The organism is Streptomyces sp. NPDC000983 (assembly GCF_040299205.1).
Classification (GTDB): Bacteria; Actinomycetota; Actinomycetes; order Streptomycetales; family Streptomycetaceae; genus Streptomyces.
This window is the reverse complement of record NZ_JBEPBM010000024.1, coordinates 62,669-74,575: the sequence shown is the minus strand read 5'-3', so window position 1 is coordinate 74,575 and position 11,907 is coordinate 62,669. Positions and strand designations below refer to the sequence as shown.

Sequence of the window (11,907 nt, the reverse complement as noted above, 5' to 3'; positions counted from 1 at the left end):
ACTTTCGGAGGCACCCGCAATGAGAGCACCGAGAGCACTCAAGGCACCGAGAGCACCGCAGGCACCGAGAGCACTGCGCACCGCCCTGTCCCTGACGTCCCTCGTCGCCGGCCTCGCGCTGCTCCTCGGCGCACCCCCGTCGCACGCCGCCGACCTCCCGCTGCGCGATCTCGCCGCCGCCGAGGGAAAGGTCATCGGAACCGCCGTCACCGGTTCCAAACTGACCGGCACCTACGGCGAGATCGCCGCCGGTGAGTTCAACGCGCTGACCCCCGGCAACGCGATGAAGTGGGGCTCGGTCGAACCCACCCGGGGCAGCTTCAACTGGGCCGAGGCCGACCAGATCGTGAACTTCGCCGAGGCCAACGGCCAGGAGGTGCGCGGCCACACCCTGGTCTGGCACAGCCAGAACCCGAGCTGGCTGACGAACGGCACCTGGACGACGGCCGAGCTGCGTCAGCTGATGACCGATCACATCGCCACCGAGGTCGGCCGCTACAAGGGGCGCCTGGCCACCTGGGACGTGGTGAACGAACCGTTCAACGAGGACGGCACCTACCGCCAGACCCTCTGGTACAACGGCCTCGGCGCCGACTACATCGCCGAGGCGCTCACCGCGGCCCGCGCCGCCGACCCGAGCGCCAAGCTGTACATCAACGACTACAACGTCGAGGGTGTCAACGCGAAGTCCACCGCCCTGTACAACCTGGTCCGGGACCTCAAGGCGCGCGGCGTCCCGATCGACGGCGTCGGACTCCAGGCCCACCTGATCCTCGGCCAGGTCCCCTCCACGCTCCAGCAGAACATCCAGCGCTTCGCCGACCTCGGTCTCGACGTGGCCGTCACCGAGCTGGACATCCGGATGAACCTGCCCTCGGACAGCGCCAAGCTGGCCCAGCAGGCCACCGAGTACCGGCAGGTCGTCAGCGCCTGCGTCGCCGTGGCCCGGTGCGTCGGCGTCACCGTCTGGGGGTTCACCGACTCCGACTCCTGGATCCCGTCCACGTTCCCCGGGCAGGGCGCGGCGACGCCGTACGACGAGAACTTCGCGCCGAAACCGGCGTACGGCGCCATCGCGGAGGCGCTCGGCGGGACGTCCACGCCGCCGACGGGGGCCTGCACGGCGACGTACAGCGTCGTCAACCAGTGGAACTCCGGGTTCACCGGGCAGGTGCGGATCGCCTGCGACGGGGCCTCGCTGTCCTCCTGGAAGGCGACCTGGGCCTACGGTGCCGGGCAGCGGATCACGCAGTCCTGGAACGCGACCTGCACCCAGTCCGGGACGGCGGTCGGTTGCGTCAACGCCTCCTACAACGGGACCGTGCCGGACGGGGGTTCGGTGACCTTCGGGTTCAACGCGTCCTGGAGCGGCGGCAACCCGGTGCCGACGGTGACCCTGGGCTGAGAAATCTGAGAAATCCCCAAGAAAGCGGTCCCGCGTAGGCTCGTTGTAATAATTCGGACTTATGTTCCTGTCTTGTGAGCGGAGACGGGACGAACGGGGACGAGAGCAGAAGAGTGGGCCGGCGGTCGCGAGCGCTGAAGGCCGTCGGCCTCACTCTCGCGGGGACGCTGGTCCTGGCCGCCGCGGCGGCGGGCTGGGCGTACTGGCGCCTCAACGACAACATCACGAGCGTCGACATCGACAGCGCGCTCGGCGACAACCGGCCGGCGAAGGCGACCCCGTCGCCCACGGCCACCGCCCCGGCGGAGGAACTGCCCACCGAGGCCCTGAACATCCTGGTGCTGGGCTCCGACTCGCGCAGCGGCGCGGAGAACCGGGCGCTCGGCGGCGGGGAGAGCGGGGGAGCGCGCTCGGACACGGCGATGGTGGTGCACCTGGACCCGGGCCGGTCCGCGGCGACGGTCGTGAGCATCCCCCGGGACACCCTCGTCACCCGCCCGTCCTGCCCGTTGGAGGACGGGGAGAACACCTCGGTCGCCCACGGGGCGATGTTCAACAGCGCCTACGCGGTGGGCGGTCCGGTCTGCGCGGTGAAGACGGCCGAGTCGCTCACCGACGTCCGCATGGACCACTACGTCGAGATCGACTTCGCGGGCTTCGCGCGGCTGGTGGACGCGCTCGGCGGGGTCACCGTCACCACCGAGGAGGACATCGACGACGAGGACAGCCACCTCACCCTGGACGCGGGCACCCACCACCTCGACGGCGAGCAGGCCCTCGCCCTCGCCCGCACCCGGCACGGCATAGGCGACGGCAGCGACCTGGGCCGGATAGGGCTCCAGCAACTGCTGGTGAAGGCGCTGCTGGAGCAGATCTCCTCGGCCGGCCTGCTCACCGACCCCGCCAAGCTGTACCGGGTCGCCGACGCCGTCACCGGCAGCCTCACCACGGACACCGGGCTGGACTCCCTGACCGAGCTGACGCGCCTGGGCCGCAGCCTCCGGGGCCTGTCGGCGGACGCCGTACGGACGGTCACGATGCCCGTCGTGCCGGCGCCGTCGGATGCCAACCGGGTGGTCGCGGACGAGCCGGAGGCCGGCGAGCTGTGGGAGTCGCTGCGCTGAAGAATTATTTCCGGGGGTGTGTCGATCAGGGCGGCCGCCGTTCGACGCAGGGGTGAGAGGCGGGGAGGGACCCCGCCGCACCGCACCCGAGGAGTCACCATGCCCCGCTACCTGTCGCTCGTGCAGATCGACGAGAAGACCGCCCCCGCCGAGGGCCCCAGCGAGGACCTGATGCGGCGTATGGGCGAGCTGATCGAGGAGATGACCAAGGCCGGGGTGCTGCTCGACACCGCCGGGCTCACCCCCACCGCCCAGGGCGCCAGGGTGCGCTACGAGGGCGGCGAGACCTCCGTCACCGACGGGCCGTTCACCGAGGCCAAGGAGGTCGTCGGCGGGTACGCGCTGATGCAGTGCAAGGACCGGCCCGAGGCGATCGAGTGGACCAAGCGCTTCCTGCGGGTCCACGAGGCGCACTGGACCGTCACCTGCGAGGTGCGGGAGATCGCCGAGGGCTGAGCCCCCTCTTCCGCTTGGACCCGGCCGCGCGGGGGTGTTGCATGGTGGGCTGTGACCTCACAGCCCGCCGCGGACCCCCGCGGTGCCGTAGAGACCGCCGCGGACCCCCGCGGTGCCGTAGAGACCGTCTTCCGCATCGAGTCCCCGAGGATCGTCGCCGCCGTCGCCCGGATCGTCCGGGACGTCGGCCTCGCCGAGGAACTCGCGCAGGACGCCCTGGTGGCCGCGCTGGAGCAGTGGCCGCGCGACGGGGTCCCGGACAACCCCGGCGCCTGGCTGACGGCCACGGCCCGGCACCGCGCCGTCGACCTGGTCCGGCGCCGCGAGAACTACGCCCGCAAACTCGCCGAGGTCGGCCGCTCGCTGGACACCACCGTGGCCCCCGAGGAGCCCTCGGGGCCGGACGACATCGACGACGACCTGCTCCGCCTCGTCTTCACCACCTGCCACCCGGTGCTGTCGACCCAGGCCCGCACCGCCCTCACCCTGCGCCTGCTCGGCGGCCTCACCACGCCCGAGATCGCCCGCGCCTTCCTGGTGCCCGAGCCGACGGTCGCCCAGCGCATCGTCCGCGCCAAACGCACCCTCGCCACCCGGAACATCGCCTTCGAGGTCCCCTACGGCCCCGACCGCGCGGCCCGCCTCGGCTCGGTGCTGGACGTCATCTACCTGATCTTCAACGAGGGGTACGCCGCCACCGCCGGCGACGACTGGCTGCGCCCCGCCCTGTGCGAGGACGCCCTGCGCCTGGCCCGGGTGCTGTCGGGACTGATGCCGAAGGAGCCCGAGGTGCACGGCCTGACCTCGCTGCTGGAGTTCCAGACGTCCCGCGCCGCCGCCCGCACCGCACCGGACGGCGCCCCGGTGCTCCTGAAGGACCAGCAGCGCGGCCGCTGGAACCGCATGCTGATCGCCCGCGGCATCCAGGCCCTGGGCCGCGCCGAGGCCACCGCGGACGGTCCCCCCGGCCCGTACGCCCTCCAGGCGGCCATCGCCGCCTGCCACGCCCGCGCCCACACCTACGAGGAGACCGACTGGCGCTCCATCGCCACGCTGTACGCCCTGCTCGCCGTCCGCGCGCCCTCCCCGGTGGTCGAGCTGAACCGGGCCGTGGCGGTGTCGATGGCGGACGGCCCGGCCCCCGCGCTGGAGATCGTCGACGCCCTGGCCGGCGAACCCGCCCTGCGCGACTACCACCTGCTGCCCAGCGTCCGCGGCGACCTGCTCCGGCGCCTGGGCCGTGCGGCGGAGGCCCGCACGGAGTTCGAACGGGCGGCCGCCCTGACCCACAACGAACGCGAACGCGTCCTGCTCAAGCAACGGGCCGAGGACTGCGGCTAGTTCAGCCCCCGACCGGGTGGCCGACGAGCATCGTCGGTGCTCCGGCGACCCGGGTCAGGAACACCGTCGCCGCGTTCGGGCCCTGCGGCTTGACCTTCCGGCGCAGTTCCTCCGGCTCGACGGCCGAGCCGCGCTTCTTGACGGTGAGGATCCCGACCCCGCGCTCCCGCAGCAGCGCCTTCAGCCGCTTGACGTTGAAGGGCAGTCGATCGGTGATCTCGTAGGCGGTGGCGTACGGCGTGGGCCGGTGCTCGTCGGCGGTGACGTAGGCGATGGTCGGGTCGATCAGGCCGCCGTCCAGTTCCTCGGCCACCTCGGCGACCAGGTGGGAGCGGATGACGGCGCCGTCCGGCTCGTACAGGAACCGGCCGACCGGGCGGACCGCCGGGTCGGGCAGGGAGCGGGACAGGAGCGTGCGGGGGCCCGGGAGGAGGGTCGCCCGGATCGCCCCCGGCGCGGTGCCGAACCACAGCATGGCCTCCTTCACGTCCCCGCCGTCCGAGATCCATTCCGCCTCGGCCCCGGCCGGCACGGCCTCGTGCGGGATGCCGGGAGCGACCTTCAGGGCCGCGTGCGGGGCCTTCGCGGCGGCCTGTACGGCCCAGGAGAGCGGCGGCGAGTACGCCTCGGGGTCGAAGATCCGACCCCGGCCGCCGCGCCGCGCGGGGTCCACGAACACGGCGTCCCAGCCGTCGGTGGCGACCTCCGTCACGTCCGCCTCGCGCACCTCGATCAGCTCGGCGAGCCCGAGGGCCTCGGCGTTGGCGCGGGCCACGGCGGCGGTCAGCGGGTCCCGGTCCACGGCCAGCACCCGGACACCGGCCCGGGCCAGCGCGATCGCGTCCCCGCCGATCCCGCAGCACAGGTCGGCGACCGAGGTGACGCCCAGCTCCCGCAGCCGCCCGGCCCGGTACTCCGCCACGCTCGACCGGGTCGACTGCTCCACGCCGTTGGGGGTGAAGAACATCCGCCGCGCGTCCTCGGCCCCGAACTTCGCCTCCGCCCGGGTGCGCAGCCGGGCCTGTCCGAGCGCCGCCGACACCAGCTCGGCGGGGTGGTCCCGGCGCAGCCTGGTGGCCACGGCGAGTTCGTCGGCCGGGGCGGTGCCGCGCACCGCGTCGAGGAGGGCGCGGCCCTCGGGGGTGAGGAGGGGAGCGAGGTCGTTCACCGGGTCATTGTGGGCCAGTCGGTGGACGGCGCGCCCGCGGTGGCGGTGTCGGCCCGGTGCGGGGGCGGGGGCCTGGGAGGATCCGGCCCCATGCGAGCAGTCGTACAAAACGATAAAAATCGTGCACTTCGGGGGGTGTGGGTGCGCGGCGGGCTCGCCGCGCTGACCGCCGCCGCCCTCGTCTCGGGCTGTGCGCAGAGCGACGCCCCCTCCGCCGAGGCCCGCCCCGCCCCCGGCCGGCAGCAGCCCCTCCAGGCGCCGCCCGCCCGCGCCCTGGACGCCTACGCCGCCAAGCTGCGCGCCTCCGCCGCGGCCCGGGCCGCCACCGCCAAGCGCTGGAAGCTGGCCCGGGTCCCGCTCGTCGCCCCCGCGCCCCCCGCGAAGAAGCCGAGGATCGCCACCCGCAAGGGCTTCGAGGTCGACGACCACACCGCGGACAAGCTCCCGCCGGTCTTCACCACGATCCCCACCGAGGAGAAGATCGTCTTCCTCACCATCGACGACGGCGCCGAGAAGGACCCCGCCTTCCTGCGCATGATGAGCGAGCTGAGGATCCCCTACACGGCCTTCCTCAGCGACTACCTGGTCAAGGAGGACTACGGCTACTTCGCGCGGATGCAGCGCGCGGGCGTCGGCCTGCACAACCACACCCTCCACCACCCCTATCTGCCGGGCCTGTCCTACGCCCGCCAGAAGCGCGAGATCTGCGGCATGCAGGACGTGATCGAGAAGCGCTACGGCAAGCGCCCGGTCCTCTTCCGCCCGCCCTTCGGCAACTACAACCGCGACACCCTGCGCGCCGCCAAGTCCTGCGGCATCACCCACGCGCCCCTGTGGAACGAGGAGGTCTTCGTCGACCGCTGGGAGTACCGCGAGTGGGACCGGGAGATCCACGCCGGCGACATCGTGCTCAGCCACTTCCGCGGCAAGCAGCACTGGAAGGGCACGATGACCGACATGATCCGCCGGTTCCTCGACCGGATCACCGCCGAGGGGTACGCGGTGGCCAGGCTGGAGGACTACCTGTGAGGCCCCGGGGTCCGCTCGCCGCGATGGTCGCGGCCGTGCTCCTGGCGGCCGGCTGCGCCCGGGCCGCGGGCCCCTCCGACCGCCCCGGCGGCCGGTCCGCCCACGCCTCGGCGCAGGCGTCCCGGCCGTACCCGCGCCCGCCGGTCGTGGACCGGGTCGCCACCCGCGACCCGGTCGTCTTCCTCACCTACGACGACGGCGCCGAACGGGACCCCCGCTTCGTCGACCTGGTGCGCGAACGGCGGCTCCCCGTCGGCATGTTCCTCACCGACAGCGTCGCCGGACCGGGCTACGCGCACTTCGCCCGGCTGCGCGCGGTGGGCGCCACGATCCAGAACCACACCCTCGACCACACCGCCCTGCGCGGTCTGCCCTATCCCGGGCAGCGCGCCGAGATCTGCGGCCAGCAGGACAAGCTCGGCGCCCGCTTCGGCATCCGTCCCCGCCTCTTCCGCCCGCCGCACGGCACGTACGACACCACCACGCTCCGCGCGGCGGCCGACTGCGGCATCGCGGCGGTGGTGCTGTGGCGGGCGACGATGACCCCCTCCGGCCGCCTGGCCTTCACCGAGGCCCCCCGCCGCCTGCGCCCCGGCGACATCGTCGCCCTGCCCTCCATGGATCCGACGGGCCTGCCCCTGGTCGAACGGACCGAACGCCTGCTGGCGGAGATCCGAGAGGCGGGTCTGCGCCCGGGCCGCCTGGAGGACTACCTCTGATCCGGGGCCGGCCGCTCAGTACGCGATCCACCCCAGCGCGGTGAGGGACAGGACGAGGAGCGCTGCCGCTGTCTGCGCCGCGCCGAGACCGAGGTGACCGCGCCGGAGCAGCCACGCTCCGGCACCGAGCGCCAGCAGCCCGCCGGTGAGCATCCAGCCCGCCAGGGCCGCCGGATGCGCGCCGAAGACCAGGACGGCGGCGCCCAGGTAGACGAGGAGAAGCTCCAGAGGAACCAGGAGCACCGCGAGGCAGCACCCGGCGCCGAGGGTGGAAGCGGATCTCATGGGGGGACGGTACGAAGATCCGACCGCTGGGCGCTCGAAAACATGTTCAATCGTGATCCGGGGCCGAGTGCGCTCCGGGCTCGCGGGGGCTGCGCGTCCGCGCGTCATTGGCACTCCGCTTGACCGAGTGCTAATCGCGGTCATAGTCTCGGGTCTGGCACTCCCCCCTGGAGAGTGCCAACTACGCGACGGGCAGGTCCGGCACCCGCGACGACGGATCCACCTGGTCGCCACCTCAGACAGTTAACCCCGTGAGATCTCCGAAGGGGGAGGTCGGATCGTGACGACCACCAGCTCCAAGGTTGCCATCAAGCCGCTTGAGGACCGCATTGTGGTCCAGCCGCTCGACGCCGAGCAGACCACCGCCTCTGGCCTGGTCATCCCGGACACCGCGAAGGAGAAGCCCCAGGAGGGCGTCATCCTCGCCGTCGGTCCGGGTCGCTTCGAGAACGGCGAGCGCCTGCCGCTCGACGTCAAGGTCGGCGACATCGTGCTGTACAGCAAGTACGGCGGCACCGAGGTGAAGTACAACGGCGAGGAGTACCTCGTCCTCTCGTCCCGCGACGTGCTCGCGGTCATCGAGAAGTAAGACCACCTCAGAAGTTTTTCCACTGCGCCCCTGGCCCCGCGACCATTTATGAAGCCGGGAGCCCGGGGCGCAGTGTCTTTTTGAGAAACCCACAGATTCGAGAGGGCTCCCAGCTGTCATGGCGAAGATCCTGAAGTTCGACGAGGACGCCCGTCGCGCCCTCGAGCGCGGCGTCAACAAGCTGGCCGACACGGTCAAGGTGACGATCGGCCCCAAGGGCCGCAACGTCGTCATCGACAAGAAGTTCGGCGCCCCCACCATCACCAACGACGGTGTCACGATCGCCCGTGAGGTCGAGATCGACGACCCGTACGAGAACCTCGGTGCCCAGCTGGTGAAGGAGGTGGCGACCAAGACCAACGACATCGCGGGTGACGGCACCACCACCGCCACCGTGCTCGCCCAGGCGCTGGTCCGCGAGGGCCTGAAGAACGTCGCCGCGGGTGCCTCCCCGGCCGCCCTGAAGAAGGGCATCGACGCCGCGGTCAAGGCCGTCTCCGACGAGCTCCTCGCCACCGCCCGTCCGATCGACGACAAGGCCGACATCGCGGCCGTCGCCGCGCTGTCCGCCCAGGACCAGCAGGTCGGCGAGCTCATCGCCGAGGCGATGGACAAGGTCGGCAAGGACGGTGTCATCACCGTCGAGGAGTCCAACACCTTCGGTCTGGAGCTGGACTTCACCGAGGGCATGGCCTTCGACAAGGGCTACCTGTCGCCGTACTTCGTGACGGACCAGGAGCGCATGGAGGCCGTCCTGGAGGACCCCTACATCCTCATCAACCAGGGCAAGATCTCCTCCATCCAGGACCTGCTGCCGCTGCTGGAGAAGGTCATCCAGGCCGGTGCCTCCAAGCCGCTGCTGATCATCGCCGAGGACGTCGAGGGCGAGGCCCTGTCGACCCTGGTCGTGAACAAGATCCGCGGCACCTTCAACGCGGTCGCGGTCAAGGCCCCCGGCTTCGGTGACCGCCGCAAGGCGATGCTCCAGGACATGGCGGTCCTCACCGGCGCCACGGTCATCTCCGAGGAGGTCGGCCTCAAGCTCGACCAGGCCGGTCTGGACGTGCTGGGCTCCGCCCGCCGCGTGACCATCTCCAAGGACGACACCACGATCGTCGACGGCGCCGGCAACTCCGAGGACGTCGTCGGCCGCATCGGCCAGATCAAGGCCGAGATCGAGAACACGGACTCCGACTGGGACCGCGAGAAGCTCCAGGAGCGCCTCGCGAAGCTGGCCGGCGGCGTGTGCGTGATCAAGGTCGGCGCCGCCACCGAGGTGGAGCTGAAGGAGAAGAAGCACCGTCTGGAGGACGCCATCTCCGCGACCCGCGCCGCGGTCGAGGAGGGCATCGTCTCCGGTGGTGGCTCCGCTCTGGTCCACGCCGTCAAGGTTCTCGAGGGCAACCTCGACAAGACCGGCGACGAGGCCACCGGTGTCGCGGTCGTCCGCAAGGCCGCCGTCGAGCCGCTGCGCTGGATCGCCGAGAACGCCGGCCTGGAGGGTTACGTCATCACCTCCAAGGTCGCCGAGCTCGACAAGGGCCAGGGCTTCAACGCCGCCACCGGCGAGTACGGCGACCTGGTCAAGGCCGGCGTCATCGACCCGGTCAAGGTCACCCGCTCCGCCCTGGAGAACGCGGCCTCCATCGCCTCCCTCCTCCTGACGACCGAGACCCTGGTCGTCGAGAAGAAGGAAGAGGAGGAGCCCGCCGCGGCCGGTCACGGCCACGGTCACTCCCACTGACCCAGGTCAGCACCGAGGCCCGGCACCCCGCTCGTACGGGGGGTGCCGGGCCTCCGGTTTTCCCGGGCGTCCCGGCCCGAGCGCTCGCGGCAGTCGGCGCAGAGCGTCTCCTCGCCGCGCGGCCGGATCAGGGTGGCCTGGGTGTGCTCGCCCTTGCACTCCCGCAGTCCGGAGAACCTGACGGAGAGACGACCGGGCGCACTTGTCACGACGGGCGGGGGCGCGGTGCCGCCGGGCGGGGCTCCACCTCGCGGAGCAGGTGGCGCACCAGGCTGCCGGGGCGGTGGATCGGGGTCCCGTCGTCCGGCAGGCCGCGCAGGATGTGCGCGGCCTGCCTCGTCGACAACCCCCCGAGCAGCCGGAGCGGCCCAAGCGGACACCAGAGCCGTGCGGGACGTGCACAGGAAGAGGCCCCCTCCGCCAGGCGGACGGGGCCTCGCTCCCCTCGCGGGCTCCTGCTCCTCCCCGTGCCTACATCTTCATGTCGTCCAGCGCGCCCAGCTGTTCCATCAGCCCCAGCCGGTCGTACTGCCACCAGCCCTCGGCGATCTTGCCGTCCGGGGTGCAGCGGTGCACCGTGCAGCCGGTCATGGACACCTGCCTGCCGGTCGCCGGGATTCCCATGAAGTCGCCCGTGTGCGTGCCGTTCCAGGTCCAGCGCGTGCACACCCGGTCGCCCTGCGCCATCTGGTCCTCGACGACGAACTCGAAGTCGAAGCCGCTGCGCCACATCTCCACCTCGCGGCGGACGTTGTCGAGCCCGATGTAGTCCTGCGGGTTGCCGGGATCGTGGTCGTGGTAGTCCTCGATGAGCACGTCGTTGAAGGTCGGCATGTCGCCCTTCGCGGCCAGCCGCTCGAAGAGCCGCCGCGCGGTCGCCGCGTACAGCTGCTCGTCCCGCACGACGTCCAGATCGGTGAACGTCGGCATCTCGTCGCAGAGCGCGACCATGTCCTGGAAGACCTTGTCGGTCTCCGGCAGCTTCGAGTTCCGCATCGCCTCCTCGTACGACGGGAACTCCACGATCTCGATGAAGTGCGACGCGTCGGACCGGTCCTTGCCGATCACGCTGTGCGTCGCGGTCCGCTTCCCCTTGGTCTGCTCGACCCATGTGTCCATCAGCCGGTTCATCTCGTCGAACCGGCTCGTCCTGCAGTCGATGAGCTGTACGAACGTCATGGCGCCGCCTCCGTCCCCCGAGGGTCCGGTCGAACAGTCCCATTCTCCCCCTGTTCGCCCGGGACGCCCTACTGCGGGCCGTACTTGCGCCCCGTACGCGAGCTGAGCCCGCCGAGCATCCCGCGCGGCACCACCTTCGTGACCCCCATCAGCACCTTGTACCGGGCGTCCGGGATCGACACCGCCTTGCCCCGCGCCAGATCGGCCAGCGCCGACGCGACCAGCTTGTCGGCGTCCAGCCACATCCAGCCCGGGATGTTGTCCGTGCCCATCCCCGCCCGCTCGTGGAACTCCGTCCGCACGAAACCGGGGCACAGGGCCATCAGCCGCACCCCGCTCCCCGCCAGGTCCTTGGCCGCGCCCTGGGTGAACTGCACGACCCACGCCTTCGACGCGCCGTACGTCCCGCGCGGCACGAACGCGGCGACCGAGGCCACGTTCACGACCCCGCCCCGGCCCCGCTCCCGCATCGCCCCGGTCGCCGCCGACGTCAGCCGGAGCACCGCCTCGCAGTGCACCTTGAGCATCCTCAGCTCGTCCGCCATGGAGACGTCGAGGAAACGGCCCTTGTTGCCGAAGCCCGCGTTGTTGATCAGCAGGTCGACCGGGTTGCGGCGGTCGGCGAGCCGAGCGGCCACCGTCTCGATGCCCTCGTCCGTCGCCAGGTCCGCGGTCAGCACCTCCGCCTCGATGCCGTGCCGGTCGTGCAGCTCGGTGGCCTGTTCGCGCAGCCGCCTGGTGTCCCGGGCGACCAGGACCAGGTCGTGGCCGTCAGCGGCCAGGCGACGGGCGAACGCGGCACCGATGCCCGCGGTGGATCCGGTGATGAGAGCCGTTGTCATGGCGCAAGGTTAGGGCCCGTCCGACG

14 protein-coding genes are annotated in these 11,907 nt (G+C 71.6%); 8 read left to right on the top strand and 6 right to left on the bottom strand.

Features of this window, described 5'->3' with window-relative positions; genetic code table 11:
• Positions 1 to 19 precede the first annotated feature (19 nt).
• The 4 genes from ABT296_RS25495 (at position 20) to ABT296_RS25480 (ending at position 4,326) form a co-directional block, all read left to right on the top strand.
• Positions 20 to 1,405 (top strand): glycoside hydrolase family 10 protein, encoded by a 1,386-nt coding sequence (locus ABT296_RS25495; RefSeq protein ID WP_351930967.1) that lies wholly within the window; start codon positions 20 to 22, stop codon positions 1,403 to 1,405.
• Between the two features lie 74 nt (positions 1,406 to 1,479).
• Complete coding sequence (locus ABT296_RS25490) at positions 1,480 to 2,529, top strand: LCP family protein (protein ID WP_351930966.1); 1,050 nt, start codon at positions 1,480 to 1,482, stop codon at positions 2,527 to 2,529.
• Between the two features lie 99 nt (positions 2,530 to 2,628).
• Positions 2,629 to 2,985 carry a YciI family protein gene (locus tag ABT296_RS25485; protein ID WP_351930965.1) on the top strand — a complete coding sequence of 119 codons (357 nt, stop codon included), beginning with the start codon at positions 2,629 to 2,631 and terminating at the stop codon, positions 2,983 to 2,985.
• A gap of 51 nt (positions 2,986 to 3,036) precedes the next feature.
• Complete coding sequence (locus ABT296_RS25480; protein ID WP_351930964.1) at positions 3,037 to 4,326, top strand: RNA polymerase sigma factor; 1,290 nt, start codon at positions 3,037 to 3,039, stop codon at positions 4,324 to 4,326.
• Between the two features lies 1 nt (position 4,327).
• Here the strand turns inward: ABT296_RS25480 and ABT296_RS25475 are convergent, their stop codons facing one another.
• Positions 4,328 to 5,494 carry a THUMP-like domain-containing protein gene (locus ABT296_RS25475; protein WP_351930963.1) on the bottom strand — a complete coding sequence of 389 codons (1,167 nt, stop codon included), beginning with the start codon at positions 5,492 to 5,494 and terminating at the stop codon, positions 4,328 to 4,330.
• A gap of 90 nt (positions 5,495 to 5,584) precedes the next feature.
• Here ABT296_RS25475 and ABT296_RS25470 point away from each other — a divergent pair, with 90 nt between their 5' ends.
• The gene (locus ABT296_RS25470) at positions 5,585 to 6,523 is read left to right on the top strand and encodes a polysaccharide deacetylase family protein (protein ID WP_351930962.1); all 939 of its coding nucleotides are present in this window, start codon (positions 5,585 to 5,587) and stop codon (positions 6,521 to 6,523) included.
• A 23-nt stretch (positions 6,524 to 6,546) separates the two neighbouring features.
• Positions 6,547 to 7,242: a polysaccharide deacetylase family protein gene (locus tag ABT296_RS25465; protein ID WP_502977319.1), complete on the top strand. Its 696-nt coding sequence runs from the start codon at positions 6,547 to 6,549 to the stop codon at positions 7,240 to 7,242.
• Positions 7,243 to 7,257: 15 nt separating this feature from the next.
• Here the strand turns inward: ABT296_RS25465 and ABT296_RS25460 are convergent, their stop codons facing one another.
• Entirely contained in the window at positions 7,258 to 7,527 is a 270-nt protein-coding gene (locus tag ABT296_RS25460; protein WP_351930960.1) for a hypothetical protein, read from the bottom strand.
• Positions 7,528 to 7,807: 280 nt separating this feature from the next.
• Here ABT296_RS25460 and groES point away from each other — a divergent pair, with 280 nt between their 5' ends.
• Positions 7,808 to 8,116: a co-chaperone GroES gene (groES, locus tag ABT296_RS25455; RefSeq protein ID WP_013001368.1), complete on the top strand. Its 309-nt coding sequence runs from the start codon at positions 7,808 to 7,810 to the stop codon at positions 8,114 to 8,116.
• Between the two features lie 118 nt (positions 8,117 to 8,234).
• On the top strand, positions 8,235 to 9,860 hold the full coding sequence (gene groL / locus ABT296_RS25450) for a chaperonin GroEL (RefSeq protein ID WP_351930959.1): 1,626 nt from the start codon (positions 8,235 to 8,237) through the stop codon (positions 9,858 to 9,860).
• On the opposite strand, the gene ABT296_RS25445 is transcribed toward groL, so the two are convergent.
• The 4 genes from ABT296_RS25445 to ABT296_RS25430 all read right to left on the bottom strand — a co-directional run bounded on the left by ABT296_RS25445 (position 9,848) and on the right by ABT296_RS25430 (position 11,881).
• Positions 9,848 to 10,069, bottom strand: coding sequence for a hypothetical protein (locus tag ABT296_RS25445; RefSeq protein WP_351930958.1), 222 nt, complete (start codon positions 10,067 to 10,069; stop codon positions 9,848 to 9,850). The two genes, groL and ABT296_RS25445, sit on opposite strands and share 13 nt — an antisense overlap.
• The gene (locus ABT296_RS25440) at positions 10,066 to 10,206 is read right to left on the bottom strand and encodes a hypothetical protein (RefSeq protein ID WP_351930957.1); all 141 of its coding nucleotides are present in this window, start codon (positions 10,204 to 10,206) and stop codon (positions 10,066 to 10,068) included. The genes ABT296_RS25445 and ABT296_RS25440 overlap by 4 nt, the downstream gene beginning before the upstream one ends.
• Positions 10,207 to 10,331: 125 nt before the next feature.
• Positions 10,332 to 11,039: an ester cyclase gene (locus ABT296_RS25435; RefSeq protein WP_351930956.1), complete on the bottom strand. Its 708-nt coding sequence runs from the start codon at positions 11,037 to 11,039 to the stop codon at positions 10,332 to 10,334.
• Positions 11,040 to 11,107: 68 nt separating this feature from the next.
• Positions 11,108 to 11,881 (bottom strand): SDR family NAD(P)-dependent oxidoreductase, encoded by a 774-nt coding sequence (locus ABT296_RS25430; protein ID WP_351930955.1) that lies wholly within the window; start codon positions 11,879 to 11,881, stop codon positions 11,108 to 11,110.
• Between the last annotated feature and the right edge of the window lie 26 nt (positions 11,882 to 11,907).